This window comes from Streptomyces sp. BRA346, from assembly GCF_052851135.1.
On sequence record NZ_JAIWIH010000004.1, the window covers coordinates 44,092 to 70,886 of the forward strand.

Sequence of the window (26,795 nt, forward strand, 5' to 3'; positions counted from 1 at the left end):
ATCCACGGCGGGGGTCACGCGGCCTGAAGCCCGCCGCACCTCTGATGCGTCAGTTCCCCCGGAAGTTCCCTGAATTGGCTACCGATTTCCTATCTGTTGGGGAACAAGACAGTGATGGAACCCAACCCGACAACCCCTTTCGGGGTCTTACCTCGTGGTAGGCGGACGAGACCCCCGTCCGCACAAAAACGGTGGGATACGGGACGGATGCACATCTCATTCCTGATTCACAACGCGTACGGGATCGGCGGGACGATCCGGACCACGTACAACCTTGCCCGCACCCTGGGCGAGCAACATGACGTGGAGATCGTCTCGGTGTTCCGCCACCGGGATCAGCCGATCTTCGACCCCGGTCCGAACGTGCGGATCAGCCATCTCGTCGACATCCGTAAGAACAGCCCCGGTTACGAGGGCGACGACCCCGCGTACGCGCGGCCCGCGAAGGTCTTCCCGGTCACCGAGGGCCGGTACAAGCAGTACAGCGAGCTGACCGACCGCCGGATCGGCGAGCATCTGCGGCGGCTCCGGGCGGATGTGGTGGTCGGGACCCGCCCGGGCCTCAATGTGCACATCGCCCGGGAGGCGCGCCGCGGCCCGGTCCGGGTCGGGCAGGAGCATCTGACGCTCAGCACCCACTCCAAGGGGCTGAAGCGCACCCTGCGCGGCTTCTACCCCCGGCTGGACGCGGTGACGACCGTGACCGAGGCCGACGCCCAGGACTACCGCGCCGAGATGCGGCTGCCGGGTGTACGGATCGAGTCCGTGCCCAACAGCGTCCCCGAGCCCGGTCTGGAACCGGCCGACGGCACCGGCAAATGGGTCGTCGCGGCGGGCCGGCTCGCCCCGGTGAAACGGTACGACCTGCTCATACGGGCGTTCGCCAAGGTCAGCGCGGCCCGCCCGGACTGGCGGCTGCGGATCTACGGCGGAGGCGAGCAGCGCGCCAAGCTGCGCGCCCTCATCGACAAGCTCGGCCTCTACAACCACGTCTTCCTCATGGGCCCCGCCAACCCCCTGGACCCCGAGTGGGCCAAGGGTTCGATAGCGGCCGTCACCTCCAGCCTGGAGTCGTTCGGCATGACCATCGTGGAGGCGATGCGCTGCGGCCTCCCGGTGGTCGCCACCGACTGCCCGCACGGCCCGGCCGAGATCATCGACAACGGCGTGGACGGCCGCCTCGTCCCGACCGGCGACACCAACGCGATCGCCACCGCGCTGCTGGACCTCATCAACAACGACGAACTGCGCCAGCAGATGGGCCAGGCGGCCCTGAAGGACTCCGCACGCTTCGACCCGTCCCGGGTGGCCGACCGCTACGACAGCCTCTTCGCCGACCTGTCGGCGCGCGGCGGGCTGCGCGGCTCGCTGCACCGGGCCCGCGGCTCGCTGGTCGGCGGGGCGATGGCGACGACCGAGGCGATGCGAAGGGTGCGAATGGCATGAGCGGAACCGTGAGCGCGAGAGCGGCCGAGCGCATCGGGCCCATGGAGGGGGACAGCATGAGGGAAGCCACCGAGACCGCCGCGACGCGCGCCGACTGCGTCGCGGACTCCGCCGGTGGACTCACCTTCCACATCTCCGACTGGGTCCGCCCGGAGCCGGGGAGCTACGACGACTGGAGCGGGGCGCTGGTGCTGGTGCGGCGCGGCTCCGGGCCCGCCGACGACGGCGAGGTCCGGCTGCCGCTCGGCCCCACCGCCGACGGCCGGTTGCAGGCCGCGCTGCCGGGCACCGTCGCCCTGCCCGAGGGCCGCTGGGACGTGTTCGTGGCGTACGGGGAGCAGGAGCCGCGGCGGCTCGCCCCCGGCCTGCACGATCTGCGCTCGCTGGTCGACCGCAGGCCGGGCCCCAGCACCTCGCCGCTGTCCGTCCGCATCCCCTACGCCACCAAGCACGGCAACCTCAGCCTGCGCACCTGGCGCCGGGTGCCGCACGCCGAGGCCGGGGAGCTCCGGCTGGAGGACGGCGCGATGGCCGTCAGCGGGCGGCTGTACCGGGTGGAGCAGCCGGCCGGCTGGCTGGACGGCGCGGTGGCCGAGGCCCGCTGCCGCCGGGACCGGAGCCTGGTGTGCACGGCGCCGGTGACGGCGGACGGCGCCACGTTCTCCTTCACCCTCGACTACGCGCGGCTCGCGGAGCGCTGGGGCGGCGGCGCGGATCTGTGGGACCTGTGGCTGCGCCCGGCGGACGGGACGGCGGCCCCGGTGCGGCTCGCCCGGATACTCGACGACGTCGCGGACAAGAAGGAGATCTTCACCTACCCGGTGCGGACGGTCGACGCCCCGCACGGCACCGCCGCGGTCGGTCCGTACTACACCGTCGACAACGATCTGTCGGTGCGGGTCGCCGACCCGGACTGAGCGCCTCCGCACGCCGCGGGCCGTACGGTGACGCCCTTGAGGACGTGATCTGTCCTCAAGGGCTGGCAGACTCGGCCCCATGTTGGAGACCTCGGCCCGGCTGCTCCGTCTGCTCTCCCTGCTCCAGGCCCACCGCGAATGGTCCGGCGCGGACCTCGCCGACCGGCTCGGCGTCACCCCGCGCACGGTGCGCCGCGACATCGACCGGCTGCGCGAGCTGGGCTACCCCGTGCACTCCGCCCCCGGCACGGCGGGCGGCTACCGGCTCTCCGCGGGCGCCCAGCTGCCGCCGCTGCTGCTGGACGACGAGGAGGCGGTGGCGGTCGCGGTCGGGCTGCGCCAGGCCACGGGCGGCGTCGAGGGCATCGAGGAGACCTCCGTACGCGCCCTCGCCAAACTGGAACAGGTGCTGCCGGACCGGCTGCGCCGCCGGGTGAGCGCGCTGAGCTCGTTCACCGTGCCGATGCCGGGCGCGGTCCAGGGCCCCGCGGTGGATCCGGCGGTCCTGATCGAGCTGGCGAGCGCCTGCCGGGACGCTCAAGCGCTGCGCTTCACCTACCGCGACCACGGCGGTACGGTCACCCGCCGCACCGCGGAACCGCTCCGCCTCGTCGTGGCCCGGCGCAGGTGGTACCTGGTCGCCTGGGACGTGGACCGCGACGACTGGCGCACGTACCGGGTCGACCGCATCACCCCCACCCCGCCGCACGGCCCCCGCTTCACCCCGCGCCGCCCGCCCGCCGACGATCTCGCGGCGTATGTCGCCCGGGGCGTGTCGGGCGCCGTCTACCGCGAGCAGGCCACCGTCCTGCTGCGGGTGCCCGTCGAGCGGGCGGCGGAGCGCATCTCGCCCGCGGCGGGGGTGCTGGAGGCCGTCGACGAGCACAGCTGTCTGCTGCACACCGGTGCCCACGGCCTCGACGTCCTGGTGGTCCACATCGTGCTGGCCGGGTTCGACTTCGAGGTGCGCGAACCGGTCGAACTCATCGAGCACATCCGCGAGATCAGGGACCGCCTGGACCGCGCTCTGGGCTGATCGACCCCCGGCCGCCCCTCAGCTGCTGGTCCCGCTCCTGCTCGACCATGGCCACCTCGGGATGGTGGAGATCGAAGGCGGGCGACTCGCTGCGCACCCGCGGCAGCGTCAGGAAGTTGTGGCGGGGCGGCGGGCAGGAGGTCGCCCACTCCAGCGAGCGGCCGAACCCCCAGGGGTCGTCCGTCTCGACCTTTGTGCCGTACCGGGCCGTCTTCCAGACGTTGTAGAGGAACGGCAGCGTCGAGGTGCCCAGCAGGAAGGCGCCGATCGTGGAGACCGTGTTCAGCGCCGTGAAGCCGTCCGCCGCCAGATAGTCGGCGTAGCGGCGCGGCATCCCCTCCGCGCCCAGCCAGTGCTGCACCAGGAACGTGAGGTGGAAGCCGGTGAACAGCGTCCAGAAGTGGATCCGGGCCAGCCGCTCGTCCAGCAGCTTCCCGGTGAACTTGGGCCACCAGAAGTAGAAGCCCGCGAACATCGCGAACACCACCGTCCCGAAGACCACGTAGTGGAAGTGGCCCACGACGAAGTACGTGTCCGTGACGTGGAAGTCCAGCGGCGGCGAGGCCAGGATGACGCCGGTCAGCCCCCCGAACAGGAAGCTCACCATGAAGCCGACCGCCCACAGCATGGGCGCCTCGAAGGACAGCGAGCCGCCCTGCATGGTGCCGATCCAGTTGAAGAACTTCACCCCGGTGGGCACCGCGATCAGAAAGGACAGCAGCGAGAAGAAGGGCAGCAGCACCGCCCCGGTGGCGAACATGTGGTGCGCCCAGACCACCATCGACAGGGCGGTGATGGCCATCGTCGCGCCGATCAGCGTCAGATAGCCGAAGATGGGCTTGCGCGAGAAGACCGGGATGATCTCGGTGATGATGCCGAAGAACGGCAGCGCGATGATGTAGACCTCGGGATGGCCGAAGAACCAGAACAGGTGCTGCCACAGCAGCGCCCCGCCGTTGGCCGCGTCGAACACCATCGCCCCGTACCGCCGGTCCGCCTCCAGCACCAGCAGCGCCGCCGCGAGCACCGGGAACGCCATCAGGATGAGGATCGAGGTGAAGAGGGTGTTCCAGGTGAAGATCGGCATCCGGAACATCGTCATCCCCGGGGCGCGCATCGTGATGATGGTCGTCACGAAGTTCACCGCGCCGAGGATGGTGCCGAAACCGGAGAGCGCCAGCCCCATGATCCACATGTCGGCGCCGACGCCGGGGGAGCGGACCGCGCTGTTCAGTGGGGCGTAGGCGGTCCAGCCGAAGTCCGCGGCGCCCCCGGGCAGCATGAGGGCGGCGACCACGATCAGCCCGCCGAACACATACAGCCAGTACGACAGCATGTTCAGGCGCGGGAAGGCGACATCGGGCGCGCCGATCTGGAGCGGCATGATCTCGTTGGCGAACCCGGCGAAGGCGGGCGTCGCGAACAGCAGCAGCATGATCGTGCCGTGCAGGGTGAACGCCTGGTTGTAGGCCTCCTGGGAGAGGATCTGGATCCCGGGCCGGGCCAGTTCGGCGCGCATCACCAGCGCCAGCACGCCGCCCACCAGGAAGAAGCCGAACGAGGAGATCAGATAGAGATGGCCGATCTTCTTGTGGTCGGTGGTGGTCAGCCAGTCGGCCAGCACCCGGCCCCGGCGCGCCAGCCGCCCTCGCCCGGCCGGTCCAGTCGGTCCTGCCGCGGGACGCGCGGTGTCTGTCACCATCGGGGCTCCCTGAGGCGGTCGCTGAGGTCGGCTCCGGCCCATGATCGCCCTGTTTGTGGTGATGCGCGAGGTTATGCCCCGGGTGTCACGGTCCCGGGTGCCACTCTCGGGGCGGCGTCACTCTCTCGGAGGCAGCAGCGGGCCGAGCGGCCCGAGGTCCAGGTTGAGATCGGACTCCTTGATGCCGTAGCGCTCGCACAGCGTCCCCATGCGGTCCTCCAGCAGCATCAGGGTCTGCCCGATCCGCTCCTCCTGGTCCTCCGTCAGGTCCCCCTGGTCCACCCGGCGCAGCGCCTGCCGCTCCATCAGCTGCCGCAGCAGCTCGACGACGGTCAGCACCAGCTTCATCAGATCGCGCTCGACGGTGTCCTGGTCCAGCTCCAGCTTCCGGCTCACGGTTCCTCCGGTCCTCGCGGTTCGTGCGGCACGTCCCAGGGCGATGGCACGTTCTCGTTCACCGAGCTGATGAGCGCGCGCAGATCGATGCGTACGAGATCCACGTCGGCGATGCGCAGGGTCACGTCGCCGGTGATGACCACACCGCCCGCGAGCAGCCGGTCCAGCAGGTCCACCAGGGCGATCTGCCGGTGGGCGAGCGGGCTCGTGCTCGTGGTCACGGTTCGGCCCTTCCGTTCCCCTCGGCGGCGACGAAGGAGTACGGCGCCCACGGGCCGGTCAGCTCCAGCCGCAGCGCCGCCTCGCGCCCGGCCAGCTCGCCCACCCGCTCCGCGAACGCCTCGCTCTCCTCGTGCGGAATCAGATACGCCGCGTTGAGCACATTGCGGTCCGCCTCCCCGGACAGCCGGACGTCCTGCGGCGGATGCAGCCGGGCGCCCTCGGCGAGCGCGGCGAGCGTCTCGTGCACCCGGCGCGCGCCCTCCTCCGTACGCCCGTAAGCCTGCTCGGAGGCGCGCCGCTGGGCGCTACGGCGGCGCAGATAGTCGCGCCCCGAGGAGGCGGCCGAGGGCTCGGCGGACGGCTCGGGCCGCGGGGCGGGCGCCGCGTACACCTTGACGCCCCACTCCACCCGGCCCTCCAGCCGGTCCAGCGCCGTCGCGAACCGGTCCCGGCCGGAGGCGAGCAGCCGCCGCAGCCCCTCCTCACCGCGGCAGACGGTGGCCATCCGGACCGGGATGACGCACGTGTCCGCCCCGGCCGCGTCGACCACCTGCTGATGGGCGCGGGCGACGCCCTCCAGCCAGGTCAGGTCCTCCAGCCGCTCGCGCAGCGGCCCCTCGTCGAAGTCGGCGGCCGGTACGGGGCCCGCCAGCACGGCGAGCCCCAGATGGCGGACGGCGCGCACCGGTTCGCCCGCGACCCCGCGCACCCGCTCCAGGGCGGCGTGCGGAGTGTCGGCCTCGCGGACGACGGCGTACGCGTACTCCAGCGTTCCGGTCGCGGCGGTCGGGTCGCTCGCGGTGGTCGCCGCGGTGGCTTCGGTCGTGTCCGTCGGGTCGGTCGCGTCGGTCGGGTCGGTCACGTCGGTCGCGTCGGTCATCCGGCGGCCTCCTCGCTCGTGCCGTTCTCCACCGGCGGTGCCGGTGCGGGCGCCGGTGCCGGGTCGCGGCGGGCGCGCGACGACAGCGACGGGTCGTGCTCCCACCAGTCGATGCCCATCTCCTTGGCCTTGTCGACGGAGGCCACGATGAGCCGCAGCTTGATCGTGAGGAGTTCGATGTCGAGCAGATTGATACGGATGTCGCCCGCGATGACCACGCCCTTGTCGAGCACCCGCTCCAGGATGTCGGCGAGATTGGCCGAATCACCACGGGTGGCGAGCCCGGACGGACCGGGCGCACCGTAGGCCGCCGACGACCCGTACGACGCCGACGGGGAGCCGTACGCGGTGGTCACAGGGTCCCGTTCGCCCATTGCTGCGCCTCCTCCAGCCGGTCGAGCAGCAGGTCCTCCTGCCGCTCGAACTCCGCCTCGTCGATCTCCCCGTCGTCCAGCCGCGTCTCCAGGGCGATCAGTTCGCGCTGGATCGCGGCCGGGTCGTAGTACTCGCGCTCCGCAGCGGCGAGCACCTGTCTGAGCACCCAGCCGATCAGCAGCATCAGGATTCGACGAAGCTGTAGGGCGGCAGCGGGCCGTTCACCCGCAGCTTCACCCAGGGGTGGGTGCTCTCCAGGTCGGCGACCGCCTCCAGCAGCGGTTCGGCGCCGTCCTTGGCCAGCAGCACCGACAGGCTCAGGAACCAGCCGCCGCCCTCCGGGCCGGGGCGCGCCGCCTCGGTGGTGGGGGCCAGCGCCTCCTCCACGATCCGCGCGTCGCGCACCTCACGGGCCCGCACCGCGTTCGCCACCAGCTCGCCGAAGCGCATCCGCTCCTCGTAGGTGCCGCCGCCCGCGGCCCGGTTGGCCTCGGCCATCAGCCGCAACTCCGGCTCCTCGGAGAGCACTTGGTGGAGCACCGCGTCCTCGTCGTGCACCGCCTTGACGTTGTACTCCACCCGGTCGGCCAGCCGCTGGAGCTGGTCCTCGTAGCGGTCGGCGTGCTGGGTCAGCACTGTACGGACGTCCTCGTCGCTGGCGGAGACCGAGCCGAACCGCATCGGCAGCACGGAGCGCTTGTCGCTCACCTCGGTCAGCACGTGCTGATGGGCCAGCAGGTCGCGGCGCCGGGGCTTCAGCTCCGGCGGGCAGTCGCTGACGATCGCGGCCAGCTCGCCCTCGTTGAGCGCGCGGACCGGCAGCGGCGGGTCGCCGATGCCGAGCAGGGTGTCGCCGAGGTCCGGGAGGGTGCCGCGGGCGATCCCGTACACATAGGTGCTCATCAGCTCTCCTCGCTCTTCCTCGACCCGGAGGTGGACTTGCGGGCCGCCGGGCGCCGGGAGCGGGGGCGGGCGGGCGCTTCCTCCGGCTCGGGCTCCTCGTCGCCCCGGATCGCCTCGGCCACCGACTGGGCGGCCTTGGAGACGGTCTCACCGGCGCCGCTGAGCGCGCCCTTGGTCTTGCTGCGGGCGGCGCCCTCGGTGGCGCCGTCGAGGATCTCGGGGATGCCGGGGGACTTGTTCGGCCCGGCCTCCAGGTCGAGGCGGTTGCACGCCTCGGCGAACCGGAGGTAGGTGTCGACGCTCGCCACCACAACCCGGATGTCGATCTTGAGGATCTCGATACCGACCAGGGAGACGCGGATGAACGCGTCGATCACCAGGCCGCGGTCGAGGATGAGTTCCAGGACGTCGTAGAGGCCGCTGGTGCCGCCCCCGCCCCTGCTCTGCTGCGCCGGAACAACCGTGGTCATGCGTGTGTGTCCTCTCGTGTCCGGCCGGGCCGGCCGTTCCCCCTGCCGGTCAGCCGCGGTCACTTCGCCCGCGCTCGTAACGGCGGATGCGGCGGTAGCCGGTGAGCTGGCCGTCCGGGTCGAGAGTCACCTCGTACAGGGCCATCAGGCTCATCGTCTCCGGCACCCGGGCCAGCTCCACCACCTCGACGTCCAGGACCCAGCCCTCGTCGGTCTGCTCCAGGCGGGGCATCGACTCGGGGTACAGGCCCGTCAGTTCGGCGAGCTGTTCCCGGGCGGATCGCAGGAGCGCCAGTGGGCTCGGGCCACTGGTCGCCGCCTTCTTGCGGGTTCCATCGGATGTGTCTGTCATGTTCGCCTCGGTGGCGCCGGGTACCGCGGCCCCGGCGGGGTAAACCTCGGGGTTCGAATTCCCCGATTTGTGTCGGAATTGTGCGCTCCGGAACCCGGGTGCCCGATCGGCGATGGCATATTCCCGCGGCCCGTCGAATTCCCCGGAGGGCATGTCATGGACGGCCCCGTGCCTATACCAGACCCCTGCCTTTGGCAGGGGATATCGACGAAAACTCTCCGTCATCTTTGGGGCGTCAACACGCGGCTCGTAAGAGTGACAAAGTCGTCGACAAACCCGGGCGTGTTTTCTGTGACACAAGTGTGACGAATGGCGGACCTGGGTCGCATGAGGCGTTGTCGGTGTGCTCCACAGCACGCCGGAACATGTTCTTTTCCCGCCTGCGCCACCCGTTCGGCTACGCCTACGGTGGCTGCCATGGGACCTGTACCGAACCTTCCGGCCGAACCCGACGACGACCTCGACAGCTATGTGGGGCTCGACGCCCGGACCGCCGAGGACCGGGCGCGCGAGCGCGGCTGGACCACCGTACGGGCGCTTCCGCCGGGCGCGATCATCACGATGGAGTACCTGTACGGCCGCATCAACTTCGAGGTCGCCGACGACGCCGTACGGCGCTGCTGGCGCGGCTGACGGCCCGCCGCCGACGCCGCGCGCCCCGACGGGCCCACGGCGGGCATGACGAAGGCCCCGGAAGCTCCCTCAGGAGCCTCCGGGGCCTTCGTCCGCGGATCTGCTCGCCGCTGCGCCGCGGGCCGCGGGGGTGTGCGTACCGGCCCGTGGTGTGGCGGGGCGGCTAGCCGCCGGTGGCGGTGGTGCGCCCGCGCCCGGCCGACGGGCCGAACGGGGTCGTGGTGCGCGGCACCCGGTCGGCGTGCGGCGGACGGCGGCTGCCGACCGGGGTGACCGGGGTGCGCTCGGAGCGGACCGTGTGCTGCCGCCCCGCGTGGTGCGGCCGCGCCTCGGGCACCCGCCCGGTGGTACCCGGGCGGCCGACCACGCTCACCGGCTCGCGGACCGGGGGCTCGTCGTCGCGCGCGGCCCGCGGGGTGGCCAGGGCGGGGCCGGCGACCGGCCGCGCGGGCGGCACGGGCGCCGCCGCCCGGCCGTCGCGGATCCGCCGGTACAGGCCCAGCAGCAGCACCTCGGCACGGGCCATCGCCGGCTCCAGCCACGGCAGGGCCAGCAGGACCAGCACTCCGGCGGCCCAGCCGAGCACCACGTCGCTCAGCCAGTGGGTGCCGAGGTAGACGGTCGTCATACCGACGCCGAAGGCGAAGCCCGCGGCGATCAGCGAGGCGATCCTGCGGGCCAGGGGAGTGGTCGCCAGATAGGCCAGCACACCCCAGGTGACCACCGCGTTCGCGGTGTGACCCGAAGGAAATATATCGCCGGTCTTCCACATCTCACTGGCGCCGACGCTCGTCGCGTAGTGCGGACCGAGTCGGCCGAAGCCGATCTTCACGGCGCCCACGGTGGCGTTGAGCAGCAGCAGCGAGGTGCCCAGCACCAGCCCCGGGCGCAGGGTGCGCTGCTTGTAGCAGCACCACCCCAGCCAGGCGGCGACCGCCACCGCGGTGGGTCCGCGCTGGCCCATCACGACGAAGTAGTCCAGGAACATGTGGTACTCCGGCCACTGCTTGTAGGGCCGGAAGAGCATGACCTGCCAGTCGAACCTCACCAGCCACGAGGTGGTGAGCACGCCGATCACGGTCGCGGCATAGACCGCGAGGGTGGTTCCGAGCAGCCAGAAGCGTGTTCGGGTCATCCGCGGTCGCGCGGGATCGCGCCGCGCGAGATCGGTAGGTCGCTCCTCCTTGAGGAGCTTGTCTTCGGTACGCACCTAATCGACGTTACATTGCGTGACAGGGGGGTTCAGTCGATCAGGTCGCTTTGTGATGACGATGTGATGTGGGGTGTGTCTCGTCGGGCTGCTTTTGGCCGCCCCTTTCCGAGGAATGCACGAGGCCCCGGCACATTTGTGCGCTGGCCTTCCTATCAGCGAAGAGCGATCTCTTTATGGAATTCTTACAGGGGTGTTTATCGGCGATTGGCCGTGGCGTTCCTCACTGTTTCCCGGTGCGTCGCCGGGGCGACAGGCGGGCTCCCGCCACCGCGTCCGGCGGGCCGCCGGACGGCCGGACCGGGTGGCCGGATCACGGCGGTCCCGAGCCGTGCAGCCACCATGCCGCGTACGCCGCGGAGGCCAGCCCCGCCGAGCCCAGGATCAGCGCGGTGCGCGCCGGACGCAGCCGGGCCAGGGCGATCGCGAGCGGGAGCAGCACCGGGAAGGCGGGTATGAGCAGCCGCGGCTTCGAGCCGAAGTACCCCTTGGCGGCCAGCGCGAGGACGAGCACCGCGCCGCCGTACACCAGCAGCGGCAGCGGCTGGCTCTGCCGTACGCAGCACACATACAGCCAGAACAGTGCGACCACGGCGAGGAGCAGCGCGATTCCGGCCACGAACGGCGGCTGCACCAACAGCCCGCCGATGAAGGCCGCGAAGGCCAGCCCACCGTCGAACCCGTTCCCCCAGCCGTTCTGGACGTCGAAGTAGCCGGTGAGGCTGTCGGTTCGCACCGCCACCCAGGTCACATAGCCCAGCCAGCCCAGCGGCGCGATCGCCATCCCGAGCGGCACACGCCAATCCGTACGCAGCACTTGGCGCCACCGCCCGCCGGGCAGCAACTCCACCGCCGCCGTGATCCACACCGCGGCGACCACCGCCGCCCCCACCGGCCGGGTGAGCCCCGCGAGCGCCGCGAGGACCCCCGCCCACACCCAGCGCCGGGTCAGCACCGCATACACCGACCAGGCGGCCAGCGCCGTGAAGAGCGACTCCGAATACGCCATCGACTGCACGATCCCGACCGGCAGCACGCCCCACAGCACCGCCAGCGTGATCCCCACCCGGCGCCCGTACACCAGGTCGCCGACCGCGAAGATTCCCCACGCGGCCAGCAGCGAGGTGATCGAACTCACGGCCAGCCCCGCGTCCGGCACGCTCAGCGGCGTCACGGTCGATATGCCGCGCTCCAGCCAGGGGAGCATCGGGAAGAACGCCAGGTTGGAGTGGACCGACCCATCGGCCAGATGGATCGTGTAGCCGTATCCCTCCTCGGCGATGCGGGAGTACCAGAGCGAGTCCCAGCGGGCCGAGAGGAGCTGGTGCGCACTCTTGCCCGCAGCCGCCCCCCAGACCGCGAGAACCACGAGTCCGAGCACGCGCGTCCCGGCATACAGCAGCAGCGCCGGGGCGGCCCGGCGCAGCGCGGCGAGCACCACGCCGCCCGGCCGCCCGGCGCCGGGCGGCGCGGTGTCGGCTTGGGCAAGATCAGTCACGGCGACGATTATCGAGGATGTTGCCGGGGCCCGCCCGGGCCTGTGGACAACCGGCGGACGAACAGCCGACGGACGGGGGGAGGACGGTCGGGGGCCGACCGGCGGCCTGACGGCGTACGGGAGACGTACGAGGAACGGACGAGAACGGACGAGGAAGCGACAAGGGGAGGACGGCGGACGGACAGGGCACAAAAGGGGAACCGCGGAACGTACTCCACCGCCCTGGCCTGCGGCGATGCCCATAACATGACCTGCGGCACACGCCTCGCGCGGCGACTCGCGTACCCTGACCTCTCCACTCGTGCCTTCGCTGCCGGGCCGCCGGACGTCCCTACGAAGTGACGTTCGTCCCGTCCCGGCGCGACGCGAGCGCAAGACCAGGGAGGTGCGTACATGTCCGGGACGACCACGGCCCGCACTCGGCGGACGGCGGCCGTTCCCCGGCAATGGCTCGGTACCGAGGCGGGCGGCGGCGCGAACCGCTGGGTCGTCCTCCTCGTGCTCTGCGTCAGCCTGCTGCTCGTCGCCGTGGACGCGACCGTGCTGCACGTCGCGGTTCCGGCCGTGACCGAGGACCTGCGGCCCGGTGCGATCGAGCTGCTGTGGATCGTGGACGCGTACCCGCTGGTCTGCGCCTCGCTGCTGATCCTCTTCGGCACCCTCGGCGACCGGGTCGGCCGCCGCCGGGTACTGCTGCTCGGCTATGCCTTCTTCGGCGCCGCCTCGGCGCTCGCCGCCTTCGCCGCCACCCCCCAGATCCTCATCGTGGCCCGTGCCCTGCTGGGCGTCGGCGGCGCGATGATCATGCCCGCGACGCTGTCGATCCTGCGCCAGGTCTTCCCGGACCGCCGGGAACGGGCCCTGGCCATCGGCATCTGGAGCGCGGTCGCGGCGGTCGGCGCGGCGGTCGGCCCGCTGCTCGGCGGCTTCCTGGTCGAGAACTTCTGGTGGGGCTCGGTCTTCCTGGTCAACCTCCCGCTGATGGTCGTGGCGCTGCCCGTCGGCCGCTGGCTGCTGCCGGAGTCCACCGGTGACCGGGACGGCCCCTGGGACGTGCTGGGCGCGCTCATGGCCGCCGGCGGGCTGTTCTGCCTCGTCTTCGGCGTGAAGCGGATGGGCAGCGGCTCGGGGCTGCTGGACGCCCTCACCGCCGCCCCGGTGCTGGTCGGGCTGGTGGTGCTGGTGCTCTTCGTCCGCCGCCAGCGGCGCCGTACGCATCCGCTGGTCGACCTCAAGCTGTTCGCCCGGCCCGCCTTCTCGATCTCCGTCGGCTGCATCGTGGTCGCCCTGCTCGCGCTCGTCGGCCTGGAGCTGATAGCCGCGCAGTACCTTCAGCTCGTCCTCGGGCTCACCCCGCTGGAGACCGGGCTGAGGCTGCTGCCCCTCACCTTCGCCGCCATGGGCGCCGGGCTCGTCGGCTCCCGGATGCTCCAGCGGCTCGGCCCCCGCACGATGGTGGGGCTCGGCTTCGTGCTCACCGCCGCCGGTGTGCTGTCGCTCATCACCATGGGCCAGTCCGACCAGCCCGCGGTGCTCGTGGGCGGCTTCGTCGTCCTCGGCTTCGGCCTGGAGACCACGCTGTTCAGCGCGTACGAGTCCATGCTCAACGAGGCTTCCGCCAAGTCGGCGGGCGGCGCCGCCGCCATCGGCGAGACCTCCTACCAGCTCGGCGCCGGGATCGGCATAGCCCTCCTGGGCAGCGTCATGAACGCCGCCTACAAGCCGGGCGTCTCCTCGGTGTCCGGGGTGCCCGGCAAGGCCAGCGCCGACGCGAGCCAGTCGCTGGGCGCGGCGTACGAGGTCTCCGCCCAGCTCGGCGGGAAGTCCGGGGCCGCGTTGATGGCCGCGGCCCGCGCGTCCTTCGTCCACGGACTGCACGTGACGCTCGCGGTCAGCGCCGGTCTGCTGCTGATGGGCGCGCTGGCCGCGCTGCGGCTGCCGAAGACCATGGAGTGCGCGCCCGCCGACGAGGACGACGCGGACGGCACGTGTCCCGCCGGGGCCGCGGACGCTCCCTGCACCGCGGAGGCCCCGGACGCCGCTGATGCCGCGGAGATCGCGGACACCCCGCCGCGCCGCGACCCGGCCGCCGTCGTCGGCGCCGAGTCCCGGAGCTGACCCCGCAGCCCAGGGCGCGGCACCCGGCTGATCCACACGGTCTGGACGGCAGGCGTTACCCGGCCGTAGCGTCAGCGGCCGGAAGCCACACCGAACCCGGAGGTCGCTACCCATGTCCGCTGGCACCCTGCCGCCGTTCGACCCCGACGACCCGCTGGGCATCGACGACCTGCTGGAGCCGGAGGACCTGGCGGTACGGACCACCGTGCGGCAGTGGGCCGCCGACCGCGTCCTGCCCCACATCGCCGACTGGTACGAGCGCGGCGAACTGCCCGGCATCCGCGAACTGACCCGCGAACTCGGCTCCCTCGGCGCGCTCGGCATGTCCCTCACCGGCTACGGCTGCTCGGGCGCCAGCGCCGTCCAGTACGGGCTGGCCTGCCTGGAGCTGGAGGCCGCCGACTCCGGCATCCGCTCCCTGGTCTCGGTGCAGGGCTCGCTCGCCATGTACGCCATCCACCGCTTCGGCTCCGAGGAGCAGAAGCAGCAGTGGCTGCCGCGGATGGCCTCCGGCGAGGTCATCGGCTGCTTCGGGCTCACCGAACCCGACCACGGCTCCGACCCCGCGGGTATGCGCACGTACGCCAAGCGGGACGGCACGGACTGGGTGCTGACCGGCCGTAAGATGTGGATCACCAATGGCTCGGTGGCCGGGGTCGCGGTGGTGTGGGCCCGCACCGACGAGGGCGTCCGCGGTTTCGTCGTCCCCACCGACGCGCCCGGCTTCTCCGCCCCCGAGATCAAGCACAAGTGGTCGCTGCGCGCCTCGGTCACCAGCGAACTCGTCCTGGACGAGGTGCGGCTGCCCGCCGACGCCGTACTGCCCGAGGTCACCGGGCTGCGTGGGCCGCTGAGCTGTCTGAGCCACGCCCGCTACGGCATCATCTGGGGCGCGCTGGGCGCGGCGCGCGCGTCCTTCGCGTCGGCGCTGGAGTACGCCCGTACCCGGGAGCAGTTCGGGCGGCCGATCGGTGGCTTCCAGCTCACCCAGGCCAAGCTCGCCGACATGGCGGTGGAACTGCACAAGGGCGTGCTGCTCGCCCATCATCTGGGGCGGCGGATGGACGCGGGGCGGCTGCGGCCGGAGCAGGTCAGCTTCGGCAAGCTGAACAATGTGCGCGAGGCGATCGAGATCTGCCGCACGGCCCGGACCATCCTGGGCGCCAACGGGATCTCCCTGGAGTACCCGGTGATGCGGCACGCGACGAATCTGGAATCGGTGCTCACCTACGAGGGCACCGTCGAAATGCACCAACTGGTGCTCGGCAAGGCGCTCACCGGTCTGGATGCCTTCCGGTGAGCGGCCTCGCCGAGCTCAGCTCTGGTTGAAGAAGCCGCCGATTCCGCGGCTGGGCTCCCCGCTGACGATCTGGTAGTCGGCGGGGGTGAGGAGGAAGACGCGGTTGGCGACGCGCTCGATGGAGCCGCGGAGCCCGAATGTCAGTCCGGCGGCGAAATCCACCACGCGCTTGGCGTCGGCGGGCTCCATCGTCGTCAGGTTGACGATGACCGGAATGCCCTCCCGGAACATCTCACCGATTCCGCGGGCGTCCCGGAACCCGTCCGGGGTGACCGTCGCGATCCGCGTGCCCTGGTCCTGTGCGGCCTGGTCGGCCACCCGCACCCGCGGGTCGGTCACCCAGGAGTCGCCGGGCTCGGGTCCCTCGGCGTAGTCGTCGTCGTAGTAGCGCTCGTCATCGCTGTCGTCGACGAGGCCAAGCCAAGCGCTCGCCTTGCGCACCGATCCCATGGACGCCTCCTCTCCTCTTAACGGTGTGTACTGTCCGCCCCTCTATGGTCGTCCATGATGCGGATGATGTGCCACGTGGATTGCGGCCGCACAGCGGATTTGTGACGTTACCGGTGCACAACGTTTGGCGCCATATCAGGGTTGCACCTGATGAAGGGGGCTGACGGTGCGCTGGGTAGACTCCGCAGGCCGGACGGGTGACACCGGGGACGTACGGGTGAACGGGGACAGTTTTGTTTGGCATTATCCGGCCTTGTCGGCACCGGCTGTCGCAAAACTTGCGGACGGAATGGATGGCGCATCTGTGCGGGTTGTGCCTCGCGCTGCGCGGTGAGCACGGTCAGTTCGCCCGCGTCGCCACCAACTACGACGGGCTGGTCATATCGGTTCTGGTGGAGGCTCAGGCCGGTCGCTCCGACGGCTGGCGGCGCACGGCGGGGCCGTGTCCGCTGCGCGGGATGCGCACCGCGTCGGTGGCGCAGGGGGAGGGCGCGCGACTCGCGGCGACCGTCTCGCTGGTGCTGGCTTCCGCGAAGGTACGGGACCATGTGGCGGACGGCGACGGGGCGTTGGCCCGCCGTCCGGTCGCCGCGGCCGCCCGCCGGGTGGCCGGGCGGTGGGACCGGGCGGGCGCCCGCAGCGGTGCCGAGATCGGTTTCGACACGGCCGTGCTGCTGGACGCGGTCGGGCGGCAGCAGGAGATCGAGGAGCTGGCGGGGTCCGGCACCTCGCTGCTGACGGTCACGGAGCCGACCGAGACCGCGACCGCCGGGGCCTTCGGCCACACAGCCGTCCTGGCCGGGAAGCCCGGCAACCGGGCGCCGCTGGAGGAGGCCGGACGGCTCTTCGGCAGGCTCGCGCATCTGCTGGACGCGGTCGAGGACCTGGCCGAGGACGCCGAGACGGGTGCCTGGAACCCGATCACGGCCACCGGCGCGGACCTCGCCGAGGTGCGCCGGCTGTGCGACGACGCGGCGCACGGGGTGCGGCTGGCCCTCGAGGACGTCGACTTCGCCTGCAAGCGGTCCGGCAGGCTCGCCCATGTGCTGCTGGCGCACGAGCTGCCGCGCGCGGTGGACCGGGCGTTCGGCACCACCTCCTGTACGCACACCGGGCACGCCGGGCAGACCGGACAGGTCGCGGACGCCCCGGAGTCGTCCCAGGGCGCGCCGCCGCCGCAGTCGCCGTGGTTCACCCCGCAGGGGCCGGGCGGTCCGGGCGGGGCGCCGCCCGAGCCGCCGGACCGGGGCAGGCGGCGCGGGCTGATAGCCGGGTGCGCGGTGTGGGCCGGGCTCTTCTGCACCTGCCAGGTGTGCTGCCGGGACCCGTACCACGACCCGTGGTCGGGAGAGCCGCGCGAGGGCTGGTGCCAGAAGTGCAGTGACTGCGCCGACTGTTGTGATTGCTGCGGTAACTGCTGTGACGGTTGCGACTGCTGTAGCAACTGCTGTGACGGTTGTGACTGCGGCTGCGATTGCGGCTGCTAGTCGACGCCCCGTAAAACAGGACGCCCCGCAACAGGTCGCGCGACCGGGAGGGGTGGAGCGCAGAGGCGTGTGTGAAGGCGCGTGACGACGCGGACGTGAGCGGCCACACCGGAAACGACCGGCGGGCAGGCGAAGCCTCAAGAGCCCAGGGGCAGCGGAGGCGGGCGGTGTCAGCCGGAACAGGACGACGACCACACCCGACCGAAGTCGGACCGCGATCCTCGCCCTGGAACAGGTCTGGGGGGTGGACCTGTCCGGATACGACCCGGACGGTCCCCTTCCGGACATCGACCCGGACCCCGGATCCCAGCTCGTCCAGGGCCGGGTGCGGCACGCCGATCCGCTGGCGCTCGCCGCCAAGTGGCGGGCGCTGTCGGAGGAGAAGGGGCTCTCCATCCGGCAGACCGTCATCGAGGCGACCGGGCGGCAGTCGTTCATCGGCACCCCGGAGGCGGTCGCCGGGGAGATGGCGCGTTTCGTACGGGACGAGGCCGCCGACGGCTTCATCCTGGTGCCGCATCTGACCCCCGGCGGGCTCGACGAGTTTGTGGACCGGGTGGTTCCGCTGCTCCAGGAGCGGGGCGTCTTCCGCACCGCGTACACGGGCCACACCCTCCGCGACCATCTGGGGCTTTCCCGCCCGGGCGCCCCGGAACAGCCGGTACCGGAGGCGGCCGCCCGGGGCCGGGGCCACGGGACCGGGCGCCAAGGGGAACCCGGCGGCCATAACGGTCGTCTCACCGGGTGCCCAGGGGAAGGGCGCACTGCCCCGGCGGCCGAAAGGTGCCGGGGCCATGTGGCGTGTGCCCGGTGGGTTTCCGAATTGTCCTCTTGCCCTTTGCGGTCGTGGCCGCGAATACTTCCGGGCAGCGCTTGTCAGGAGCACGTCGGAAATTCCCGTCCGGCGTGCTCGCTGACTGCGCCTCACGGGCCTGCCCACCCAAGCAGACCCCCGATTCCCTCGGAGGAAGAGTTGAGGATCAAGCGCACTACCCCCCACGGCTCCCGGGCGAGACGCATCGCACTCCTCGCCGCCACCTCCGCCCTGGTGGCCGGGACGGCGCTCGTCGCCCCCGCCGCCTACGCGGGGAACGACGCGGCCCGCACGTTCACCGCGGCCGAGGCCAAGGCGGCGGGCGACGCCGTCCTGGACGCCGATGTCGCGGGCACCGCCTGGTATGTCGACAAGGCGACCAACAACCTGGTCGTCACCGCTGACAGCACCGTCTCCCAGAGCGAGATAGCCAAGATCAAGGACGCGGCGGGCGCCAACGCCGACGCGATCGAGATCAAGCGCACCCCGGGCAAGATCAACAAGCTGATCTCCGGCGGCGATGCGATCTACGCGAGTAGCTGGCGCTGCTCGCTCGGCTTCAACGTACGCAACAGCAGCGGGGCGAACTACTTCGTCACCGCCGGCCACTGCACCGACGGTGCGGGCACCTGGTGGTCGAACTCCGGCAAGACCACCACCATCGGCCCGACGTCCGGCTCCAGCTTCCCGACCAACGACTACGGTCTGGTCCGGTACAGCGGCTCCGTCACCCCCCAGGGCACCGTCGGCAGCCAGGACATCACCCGCGCCGCCAACCCCACCGTCGGCCAGACGGTCACCCGGCGCGGCAGCACCACCGGCATCCACAGCGGCCGGGTCACGGCGCTGAACGCCACCGTCAACTACGGCGGCGGCGACATCGTGTACGGCATGATCCAGACCACCGTCTGCGCCGAGCCCGGCGACAGCGGCGGCCCCCTGTACGCCGGTTCCACCGCCCTCGGCCTCACCTCCGGCGGCAGCGGCAACTGCTCCTCCGGCGGCACCACCTTCTTCCAGCCGGTCGTCGAGGCGCTGAACGCGTACGGCGTGAGCGTCTACTAAGAGGACACGGTCGGCGCACCGATCGACGCACACCCCCGCCCGGGCCCTCCGGGCGGGGGTTTTCCGGTTTTCCACAGGCCTCCCAGGTCGGGCGGAGCGGGACTATCGTGGACATCGATACCCCAGGTGGGGCATCGCTCGCGATACGGACGGCAGGTGGCCGTGATGCTCGATGCACTCGTGACAGTGGTGGTGATCCTGGCCTGTGCCGGAGTCGTCTGCGCCATGGCGGCGGCCCGCGTGGTCAAGCAGTACGAGCGGGGGGTGGTCTTCCGGCTCGGGAGGCTCCGCTCGGATATCCGGGGGCCCGGCTTCACCATGATCGCTCCGGCCTTCGACCGGCTCCGCAAGGTGAACATGCAGATCGTGACGATGCCCGTGCCCGCCCAGGAGGGCATCACCCGCGACAACGTGACCGTGCGGGTCGACGCGGTCGTCTACTTCAAGGTCGTGGACCCGGCCGAGGCGATCATCGCGGTCGAGGACTACCGCTTCGCGGTCTCCCAGATGGCCCAGACCTCGCTGCGTTCGATCATCGGCAAGAGCGATCTGGACGATCTGCTCTCCAACCGGGAGAAGCTCAACCAGGGGCTGGAGCTGATGATCGACAGCCCGGCCGTCGGCTGGGGCGTCCACATCGACCGCGTCGAGATCAAGGACGTGTCGCTGCCGGAGACCATGAAGCGGTCGATGGCCCGCCAGGCGGAGGCCGACCGGGAGCGCCGGGCCCGGGTGATCAACGCCGACGCGGAGCTCCAGGCGTCGAAGAAGCTCGCCGAGGCCGCCGCGCAGATGTCCGAGACCCCGTCCGCCCTCCAGCTGCGGCTGCTCCAGACGGTGATGGCGGTCGCCGCCGAGAAGAACTCCACGCTGGTCCTGCCCATTCCGGTGGAGCTGCTGCGCTTCCTGGAGCGGGGCCAGCAGCCCGCGGAGGCGGCCCGGGCGAACGGCGGCGGCGCCAAGGAACCGGTGTCCGCCGGACAGTCCGCCGGTCAGGAATCGGTGTCCGCCGGGCAGGAGGCGGTCCCGCCCGCTCCGGCCGTCCCCAGGCTGACGGAGCGCGAACCGGAGCATGAAGCGGAGCGTGTCGTGGAGCGCTGACCCGCGCATCAATCCCGTGCCCGCGTGCCCGTTCGAGGCGCGCGGGCACCGTCATGTCCTGATATGAGGATCCACGCTCCATAAATTTCACGCAGACGACGTGAACGCGGTCTTGTGCGCCCCCTGCTGCGCTGGGAATACTCGGCGGCGCAATTTGGCATGGACGCGCTCCCGCACGGGCAGGCGCGCCCCGTGTCGTACGCCCTCCGGGCCGGGCACCCCACTGCCGACGGCCCAACCCCCCACTGGAGGACCGAGAGTTGAAGCACCGCCGCATACCCAAGCGCCGTGCCGCCATCGCCGGGGCCGGAGCCGTGGCTCTGGCCGCCGCCGCCCTCACCTTGCAGAACGCCAACGCCGCCCCCACCGAGCCGCAGCCCCACACGCTCTCGGTGAGCTCCGCGGGCAAGCTCGCGAACACCCTCACGTCGGCGCTCAAGAGTGACGCCGCCGGTTCGTACTACGACGCCAAGGCCAAGAAGCTCGTGGTCAACGTGGTGAACAAGGCCGCCGCCGAGCGGGTCCGCGACGCGGGCGCCGAGGCCAAGGTGGTCGAACACACGCTGGCCCAGCTGAAGCAGGCGCGCACCACCCTGAAGGACAAGGCGACCATTCCCGGCACCTCGTGGTCAATCGACCCCAGAGCCAACAAGGTCGTCGTCACCGCGGACAGCAGCGTCAAGGGCAGCCGGATGGCCACGCTCGACAAGGTCGCCAAGAGCCTGGGCGACAAGGTCGAGGTGAAGCGCTCGGCCGGTAGGTTCTCCACCTTCCTCGCGGGCGGCGACGCCATCTGGGGCGGTGGCGGGCGCTGCTCGCTGGGGTTCAACGTGGTCAAGGACGGCCAGCCGTACTTCCTGACCGCCGGTCATTGCACCGAGTCCATCAAGAGCTGGTCCGACGCGCAGGGCGGTGACGAGATCGGGGCCAACGAGGGGAGCGACTTCCCCGGGAACGACTACGGCCTGGTCAAGTACACCAAGGACGTCGCGCACCCGAGCGAGGTGAACCTCTACAACGGCGACAGCCAGGCCATCTCCAAGGCCGGTGAGGCCACCGTCGGCCAGAAGGTGACCCGCAGCGGCTCCACCACCCAGGTGCACGACGGCGAGGTCACCGGCCTGGACGCCACCGTCAACTACCAGGAGGGCTCGGTCAGCGGGCTCATCAAGACCAACGTCTGCGCCGAGCCCGGCGACAGCGGCGGCGCGCTCTTCGCGGGCGACACGGCGCTCGGTCTGACCTCCGGCGGCAGCGGTGACTGCTCCTCGGGCGGCGAGACGTTCTTCCAGCCGGTGCCGGAGGCGCTGGAGGCGTACGGCGCCAAGATCGGCTGACACGCCGACAGCTGTAGCCCGGCAGCTCTCCCGCGGCACGCGCCCGCACAGGGACAGGCCCCCGGACACCCGTGGACGGTGTCCGGGGGCCTTCGCTTCGCTCAGCCCCTGGGGCGCGCAGACCTCAGAACTCGTAGAGCTGGGTCACGGCCGCGTTCTTGAGGCAGTTGTTGGCGAAGGTGTGCTCGTACGACACCCGCTGACCGTCCCAGATGCCCTCCGCGGTGACGGTCACCGGCCGCCACTCCTTGGTGCACATCCGGCCGGACTCGGTCGCCTCGGTCAGCGTGGAGAACTCGCCGTTCACGGCGCGCAGTTCGGCGCAGGCTCGGGCGGGCGCCGGGTGGGTACCCGTGGGGGTGGGCTGACAGCTGAGCGTCACCGCGCGCTGCACGGCCACCGAGGACGCGTCGTCGGGTCCGTAGCCGACGGTGAGGACCAGCGCGGAGGGCGGGTACAGGCTCTTCGGCGTCGCAGGCTCGGCGTGTGCCGTGCCGCTCGCCCCCAGCCCGAGCGCGGCGCTCATGGCCAGCGCGGCTCCGAGGCCGCCGATCGCCCTTGTCGTCTTCCGCATATCGAACACTCCCTTGCTCGTGATTGCAGATACCGGACGGAGTTCTACGCCCCGCGCATCGGGAACGCACGTTGATCGAGCACTTCCGGTCGCCGCACGTAGTCATCCGGTGGCTCATTGTCGCGTGTGCACGGTGTGGCCCAGGGGAACGCCGCGTGTCGACCGGGTGCGGCCAGGTGTGCGGGCCGGGGGAGTGTGATCGGTGGGCCGTCTTGTCGAACGACAGTTCAGCGGCGCTCGAATCGATTCAAACGCGCTCGTTCGAGGGGTGTCCCGGGAGTGCCGGTGCGTGAGTGACGGCAGAGCGAGAATCTGCCAGGGCAAGCCGACCGTAACGGGACGAGTCAGTCGAGTCCGCCGCTGAGCGGACCGGTGTGGCGGCCCCAGCCGTACGCGCGGTCGGCCCGCAGTCGCACCACCAGGCGGCGGTCCGCCACCATCGCGGCGCGGAACTCCTCCCAGTCCGGGTGGTCGCCCTGGATGGCGCGGTAGACCTCGACCAGCTCGTCGGCGGTGGCGTCGTGGGGGTCGGTCGTCACCGGTGTCAGCTCGGCGGTGCCCTCGGCCACCAGGTAGGAGAAGTGGTCGCCGCTGGTGACGTAGAAGCTCGCGCGCGGATCGCGGCGCAGATTGCGGGTCTTGGCGCGGTCTTCGGTGACCGAGATGCGGATGAGGTGCTCGGCCGGGTCGTAGCTGTAGGCGACGTTGGACAGCTGGGGGCGGCCGTCGCGCTTGAGGGTGACGAGCGCTCCGGTGCGCTGTTCCCGCAGCAGGTCGAGCAGGGTCGGCTCCGTCATGGTGATCAGGATACGGGCGTCGATGGCCGATTTCCCGGGATGCGACACGCGGAATGAAGGGGGGATTTGCGCGCTTATGGTGTATATGGAAGCGCCGCGAGGGGCGTCCGGTGTCCGCTCGATGTCACTCGCACCCTTGTTCGAGAATGGGGTTAAGGTGGGGGCCGGGGAGGACGAGCAGAGCAGGATCGGCCAGGGGGTGTGATCAGCAGGAGGTGCGGATGCCAGGCTTCACGCATCTGCACACCGCCTCCGGGTTCTCCATGCGGTACGGCGCCGCGCACCCGGAGCGGCTGGCGGCGTGCGCCGCCGAGCGCGGCATGGACGCCCTCGCGCTGACCGACCGCGACAGCCTCGCCGGAGCGGTGCGGTTCGCCCGGGCGAGTGAGGCCGCGGGGGTCAGGCCGCTCTTCGGGGTGGATCTGGCCGTCCGGGCGGAACCCCCGGACCCGGGGCGCACCGCCCGGCGGCGCACGCCGGTGCGCGGCGGGGCGTTCATCGACGAGTCCGCGCCCCGGGCGGTCTTCCTCGCCCGGGACGGCGCCGCCGGCTGGGCCGCGCTGTGCGGGCTGGTCTCCGCCGCCCACGCCGGGCTCGGCCACCCCGGCTCCGCCCGGACCAACGGCGACGGACCGCCCCTGCTGCACTGGGGCGATCTGCTGAGCGCCCCCGGGGCGCTCGCCCTGGTGACCGCGCTCCTCGGCCCGGACTCCGACGTCGGCCGCGCCTTGGCCGCCGGACGCCCCGACCGGGCCGCGCGGCTGCTCGCCCCCTGGCGCGAACTGTTCGGCGACGCGCTGCGGCTCGAGGCCGTGTGGCACGGCCGCTCCGGCACCGGGCCCGGCTCGCTGCGGCTGGCCGCCCGTACCGTCGGCTTCGCCGCCGACCAGGGCGTCCGGGCCGTCCTCAGCAACGCCGTCCGCTACGCCGACCCCGGCGGGGGCCCGGTCGCCGACGTCCTGGACTCCGCCCGCAGGCTCGTCCCCATCGACCCGCGCGACCCCGCCTCGCTCGACAGCGGGGAACGCTGGCTCAAGGGCCCGCGCGACATGGCGCGCGCCGCCGAGCGGATCGCGGAGGCGGCCGGACAGCGGCGGGACGGCGCGCACCGGCTGCTGGAGGAGACGGCGCGCACCGCCGCCGCGTGCCTGGTCGACCCCGAGGACCACATCGGCCTCGGCACCGTCCACTTCCCCGAACCGCGCCTGGTCGGTGCCGGGCGGCGGAGCGCCGAGCGGGTGCTGCGGTCGCGCTGCGCCGCCGCCATGGTGCTGCGCGGCTACGACCGCGACCGGGCGCGCTGGGAGCGGCTGGAGGACGAGCTGCGCACCATCGAACGGCTCGGCTTCGCCTCGTACTTCCTCACCGTCGCCCGGGTCGTGGACGACACCCGGGCGCTCGGGGTGCGGGTGGCCGCCCGCGGCTCCGGCGCGGGCTCCTTCGTCAACCATCTGCTCGGCGTCGCCCACGCCGACCCCGTGGCCTGCGGTCTGCTGATGGAGCGCTTCCTGTCGGTGCGGCGGGCCGCGCTGCCCGACATCGACATCGACGTGGAGTCGGCGCGCCGCCTCGACGTCTACCGCGCGATCTTCGACCGCTTCGGGGCGGAGCGGGTCGCGACCGTCTCGATGCCCGAGACCTACCGGGTGCGGCACGCCGTACGGGACGTGGGCGCCGCCCTCGGCATGGACCCGGCCGAGGTGGACCGGCTCGCCAAGTCCTTCCCGCACATCCGCGCCCGCGACGCGCGCGCGGCGCTCGCCGAACTGCCGGAGCTGAAAGAACTGCGAGAGGCGACGGCTGAGCAGGAACGATTCGGCAAGCTCTGGGAGCTGGTCGAGGCGCTCGACGGCCTGCCCCGCGGCATCGCCATGCACCCCTGCGGGGTGCTGCTCTCGGACGCCGGGCTGCTCGCCCGTACCCCCATCGTGCCGACCAGCGGCGAGGGCTTCCCCATGTCGCAGTTCGACAAGGACGACGTCGAGGAGCTGGGGCTGCTCAAGCTCGACGTCCTCGGTGTGCGCATGCAGTCCGCGATGGCGCACGCGGTCGCCGAGATCCGGCGGGCCACCGGGCAGACCGTCGACCTCGACGACCCCGCGCAGGTCCGGCCCGGCGACCCGGCGACGTACGACCTGATCCGCTCCACCGAGACGCTCGGCTGCTTCCAGATCGAGTCGCCCGGCCAGCGCGATCTCCTCGGACGGCTCCAGCCCGACTCCTTCCACGACCTCGTGGTCGACATATCGCTCTTCCGGCCGGGCCCGGTCGCCGCCGACATGGTGCGCCCCTTCATCGAGGCCCGGCACGGCCGCCGCCCCGCCCGCTATCCGCATCCGGACCTGGAGGACGCGCTGCGCGAGACCTACGGGGTCGTCGTCTTCCACGAGCAGATCATCAAGATCCTGTCGATCATGACCGGATGCGAACGGGACCTCGCCGACGAGGCGCGCCGCGCCCTGTCCGACCCCGAGCGGCAGGGCCGGGTGCGGGCCTGGTTCCACGCCGAGGCGGGTCGGCGGGGGTACTCGGCGGAGGTGCTGGGCCGCACCTGGGAGATCGTCGAGGCGTTCGGTTCGTACGGCTTCTGCAAGGCGCACGCGGTGGCCTTCGCGGTCCCCACGTACCAGTCCGCCTGGCTCAAGGCCCACCATCCGGCGGCCTTCTACGCGGGACTGCTCACGCATGACCCCGGGATGTACCCGAAGCGGCTGCTGCTGGCGGACGCGCGGCGGCGGGGCGTACCGATCCTTCCGCTCGATGTGAACCGGTCGGGCTCCGAGTATCGGATCGAACTGGTGTCCGAGAATGGTGATGTCGGCGTCCGGCTGGCGCTGAGCGACGTCCACGGCATCAGCGAGGCCGAGACACGGCGGATCGCCGCCGGTCAGCCCTACTCCTCGCTCCAGGACCTGTGGCTGCGCGCCCACCCCGGACGGCCCGTCGCCGAACGGCTGGCCCAGGTCGGGGCGTTGGACGCGTTCGGTACGGGCCGCCGCGACCTGCTGCTGCACATCGCCGAACTGCACCGGCAGCGCGCCGGGACCCATGACGAGGGCCAGCTGCCGCTGGCCGAAACCGGCCCGCCCGCCCCCGCCGGGCTGCCCGACCTCGACGACGGCGAACGCCTCGGCGCCGAGCTGGGCATCCTCGGCATGGACGTCTCCCGCCATCTGATGGCCGACCACCGGGCCTTCCTGGACGAGCTGGGCGCGATGCCAGCGAAGCGGCTGCGGTCGGCCCGGCACGGGGAGACGGTGCTCGTCGCGGGCGCCAAGGCCGCCACCCAGACCCCGCCGATCCGCTCCGGCCGCCGGGTCATCTTCACCACCCTGGACGACGGCACGGGCCTGGTCGACTGCGCCTTCTTCGACGACAGCCACGCCGCCTGCGCGCACACCGTCTTCCACTCCTGGCTGCTGCTGGTGCGCGGCGTCGTCCAGCGCCGCGGCCCGCGCAGCCTCAGCGTCGTCGGCTCGGCCGTCTGGAACCTCGCCGAACTGGCCCGGCTGCGCAGCGAAGGCGGACTGGAAGCGGTCGCCGCCGAGCTGGCGGGCGCGAGCCCGGAGGAGGTCGGGGCCGACTCCGGCCGCCGCATCCAGCTGTCCACCGGCTACGCCATGCACCCCTGGGCCGACCTCCGGCCCGCGGGCGACCAGTCCGCCACCGGCCGCAAGCTGTGGCACTCGAGCCCGGGGAGCGCGGGATGAGC

At 71.8% G+C, this 26,795-nt stretch carries 25 protein-coding genes; 11 read left to right on the forward strand and 14 right to left on the reverse strand.

Annotation, left to right across the window (positions count from 1 at the left end):
- Positions 1 to 207: 207 nt before the first annotated feature.
- The 3 genes from LCH29_RS05860 (at position 208) to LCH29_RS05870 (ending at position 3,399) form a co-directional block, all read left to right on the forward strand.
- Complete coding sequence (locus LCH29_RS05860; RefSeq protein ID WP_446460609.1) at positions 208 to 1,446, forward strand: glycosyltransferase family 4 protein; 1,239 nt, start codon at positions 208 to 210, stop codon at positions 1,444 to 1,446.
- Between the two features lie 56 nt (positions 1,447 to 1,502).
- The gene (locus LCH29_RS05865; RefSeq protein ID WP_446460610.1) at positions 1,503 to 2,363 is read left to right on the forward strand and encodes a hypothetical protein; all 861 of its coding nucleotides are present in this window, start codon (positions 1,503 to 1,505) and stop codon (positions 2,361 to 2,363) included.
- Between the two features lie 79 nt (positions 2,364 to 2,442).
- Positions 2,443 to 3,399 (forward strand): helix-turn-helix transcriptional regulator, encoded by a 957-nt coding sequence (locus LCH29_RS05870; RefSeq protein WP_446460611.1) that lies wholly within the window; start codon positions 2,443 to 2,445, stop codon positions 3,397 to 3,399.
- Here LCH29_RS05870 and ctaD read toward each other — a convergent pair.
- The 9 genes from ctaD to LCH29_RS05915 all read right to left on the reverse strand — a co-directional run bounded on the left by ctaD (position 3,368) and on the right by LCH29_RS05915 (position 8,699).
- Positions 3,368 to 5,101, reverse strand: a complete 1,734-nt coding sequence (ctaD, locus tag LCH29_RS05875) for an aa3-type cytochrome oxidase subunit I (protein ID WP_446460612.1) — start codon at positions 5,099 to 5,101, stop codon at positions 3,368 to 3,370. The two genes, LCH29_RS05870 and ctaD, sit on opposite strands and share 32 nt — an antisense overlap.
- A gap of 117 nt (positions 5,102 to 5,218) precedes the next feature.
- Complete coding sequence (locus LCH29_RS05880) at positions 5,219 to 5,497, reverse strand: gas vesicle protein K (RefSeq protein ID WP_009719037.1); 279 nt, start codon at positions 5,495 to 5,497, stop codon at positions 5,219 to 5,221.
- Positions 5,494 to 5,718: a gas vesicle protein gene (locus LCH29_RS05885; protein ID WP_446460613.1), complete on the reverse strand. Its 225-nt coding sequence runs from the start codon at positions 5,716 to 5,718 to the stop codon at positions 5,494 to 5,496. Before LCH29_RS05885 ends, LCH29_RS05880 begins: the two co-directional genes overlap by 4 nt.
- Positions 5,715 to 6,599 carry a GvpL/GvpF family gas vesicle protein gene (locus tag LCH29_RS05890; protein WP_446460614.1) on the reverse strand — a complete coding sequence of 295 codons (885 nt, stop codon included), beginning with the start codon at positions 6,597 to 6,599 and terminating at the stop codon, positions 5,715 to 5,717. Before LCH29_RS05890 ends, LCH29_RS05885 begins: the two co-directional genes overlap by 4 nt.
- Entirely contained in the window at positions 6,596 to 6,973 is a 378-nt protein-coding gene (locus LCH29_RS05895; RefSeq protein WP_446460615.1) for a gas vesicle protein, read from the reverse strand. The genes LCH29_RS05890 and LCH29_RS05895 overlap by 4 nt, the downstream gene beginning before the upstream one ends.
- Complete coding sequence (locus LCH29_RS05900; protein ID WP_446460616.1) at positions 6,952 to 7,158, reverse strand: gas vesicle protein GvpG; 207 nt, start codon at positions 7,156 to 7,158, stop codon at positions 6,952 to 6,954. The genes LCH29_RS05895 and LCH29_RS05900 overlap by 22 nt, the downstream gene beginning before the upstream one ends.
- On the reverse strand, positions 7,158 to 7,877 hold the full coding sequence (locus tag LCH29_RS05905; RefSeq protein ID WP_446460617.1) for a GvpL/GvpF family gas vesicle protein: 720 nt from the start codon (positions 7,875 to 7,877) through the stop codon (positions 7,158 to 7,160). Before LCH29_RS05905 ends, LCH29_RS05900 begins: the two co-directional genes overlap by 1 nt.
- Positions 7,877 to 8,347, reverse strand: a complete 471-nt coding sequence (locus LCH29_RS05910) for a gas vesicle structural protein GvpA (RefSeq protein ID WP_446460618.1) — start codon at positions 8,345 to 8,347, stop codon at positions 7,877 to 7,879. Before LCH29_RS05910 ends, LCH29_RS05905 begins: the two co-directional genes overlap by 1 nt.
- Before the next feature lie 49 nt (positions 8,348 to 8,396).
- Positions 8,397 to 8,699: a gas vesicle protein GvpO gene (locus LCH29_RS05915; protein WP_446460619.1), complete on the reverse strand. Its 303-nt coding sequence runs from the start codon at positions 8,697 to 8,699 to the stop codon at positions 8,397 to 8,399.
- A gap of 417 nt (positions 8,700 to 9,116) precedes the next feature.
- Between LCH29_RS05915 and LCH29_RS05920 the strand changes: the two genes are divergently transcribed.
- Positions 9,117 to 9,332 (forward strand): I78 family peptidase inhibitor, encoded by a 216-nt coding sequence (locus LCH29_RS05920; protein WP_446460620.1) that lies wholly within the window; start codon positions 9,117 to 9,119, stop codon positions 9,330 to 9,332.
- Positions 9,333 to 9,495: 163 nt separating this feature from the next.
- Here LCH29_RS05920 and LCH29_RS05925 read toward each other — a convergent pair whose 3' ends face one another.
- A complete protein-coding gene (locus LCH29_RS05925) occupies positions 9,496 to 10,542 on the reverse strand; it encodes a phosphatase PAP2 family protein (protein WP_446460621.1) in 1,047 nt (348 codons plus the stop codon).
- 313 nt (positions 10,543 to 10,855) lie between these two features.
- Positions 10,856 to 12,040 (reverse strand): hypothetical protein, encoded by a 1,185-nt coding sequence (locus LCH29_RS05930; RefSeq protein ID WP_446460622.1) that lies wholly within the window; start codon positions 12,038 to 12,040, stop codon positions 10,856 to 10,858.
- Between the two features lie 393 nt (positions 12,041 to 12,433).
- On the opposite strand from LCH29_RS05930, the gene LCH29_RS05935 reads away from it, so the two are divergent.
- Together LCH29_RS05935 and LCH29_RS05940 are read left to right on the forward strand one after the other, a co-directional pair.
- Positions 12,434 to 14,158 (forward strand): MFS transporter, encoded by a 1,725-nt coding sequence (locus LCH29_RS05935; protein WP_446460623.1) that lies wholly within the window; start codon positions 12,434 to 12,436, stop codon positions 14,156 to 14,158.
- A gap of 112 nt (positions 14,159 to 14,270) precedes the next feature.
- Positions 14,271 to 15,458 (forward strand): acyl-CoA dehydrogenase family protein, encoded by a 1,188-nt coding sequence (locus LCH29_RS05940; protein WP_446460624.1) that lies wholly within the window; start codon positions 14,271 to 14,273, stop codon positions 15,456 to 15,458.
- Between the two features lie 15 nt (positions 15,459 to 15,473).
- On the opposite strand, the gene LCH29_RS05945 is transcribed toward LCH29_RS05940, so the two are convergent.
- Positions 15,474 to 15,908: a cell division protein SepF gene (locus tag LCH29_RS05945; RefSeq protein WP_123105865.1), complete on the reverse strand. Its 435-nt coding sequence runs from the start codon at positions 15,906 to 15,908 to the stop codon at positions 15,474 to 15,476.
- Positions 15,909 to 16,141: 233 nt separating this feature from the next.
- Here LCH29_RS05945 and LCH29_RS05950 point away from each other — a divergent pair, with 233 nt between their 5' ends.
- The 4 genes from LCH29_RS05950 (at position 16,142) to LCH29_RS05965 (ending at position 21,712) form a co-directional block, all read left to right on the forward strand.
- Positions 16,142 to 17,395 (forward strand): DUF5685 family protein, encoded by a 1,254-nt coding sequence (locus LCH29_RS05950; RefSeq protein ID WP_446460625.1) that lies wholly within the window; start codon positions 16,142 to 16,144, stop codon positions 17,393 to 17,395.
- A 973-nt stretch (positions 17,396 to 18,368) separates the two neighbouring features.
- A complete protein-coding gene (locus LCH29_RS05955) occupies positions 18,369 to 19,274 on the forward strand; it encodes a S1 family peptidase (protein ID WP_446460777.1) in 906 nt (301 codons plus the stop codon).
- Between the two features lie 165 nt (positions 19,275 to 19,439).
- On the forward strand, positions 19,440 to 20,375 hold the full coding sequence (locus LCH29_RS05960; protein WP_446460626.1) for a slipin family protein: 936 nt from the start codon (positions 19,440 to 19,442) through the stop codon (positions 20,373 to 20,375).
- Positions 20,376 to 20,635: 260 nt separating this feature from the next.
- Entirely contained in the window at positions 20,636 to 21,712 is a 1,077-nt protein-coding gene (locus tag LCH29_RS05965) for a S1 family peptidase (protein WP_446460627.1), read from the forward strand.
- 124 nt (positions 21,713 to 21,836) lie between these two features.
- Here LCH29_RS05965 and LCH29_RS05970 read toward each other — a convergent pair whose 3' ends face one another.
- Together LCH29_RS05970 and LCH29_RS05975 are read right to left on the reverse strand one after the other, a co-directional pair.
- Positions 21,837 to 22,286 (reverse strand): subtilase-type protease inhibitor, encoded by a 450-nt coding sequence (locus LCH29_RS05970; RefSeq protein ID WP_446460628.1) that lies wholly within the window; start codon positions 22,284 to 22,286, stop codon positions 21,837 to 21,839.
- A gap of 344 nt (positions 22,287 to 22,630) precedes the next feature.
- Positions 22,631 to 23,083, reverse strand: coding sequence for a PPOX class F420-dependent oxidoreductase (locus LCH29_RS05975; protein ID WP_446460629.1), 453 nt, complete (start codon positions 23,081 to 23,083; stop codon positions 22,631 to 22,633).
- A gap of 221 nt (positions 23,084 to 23,304) precedes the next feature.
- Here LCH29_RS05975 and LCH29_RS05980 point away from each other — a divergent pair, with 221 nt between their 5' ends.
- Positions 23,305 to 26,793, forward strand: coding sequence for a DNA polymerase III subunit alpha (locus tag LCH29_RS05980; RefSeq protein WP_446460630.1), 3,489 nt, complete (start codon positions 23,305 to 23,307; stop codon positions 26,791 to 26,793).
- The last annotated feature ends 2 nt before the right edge of the window (positions 26,794 to 26,795 follow it).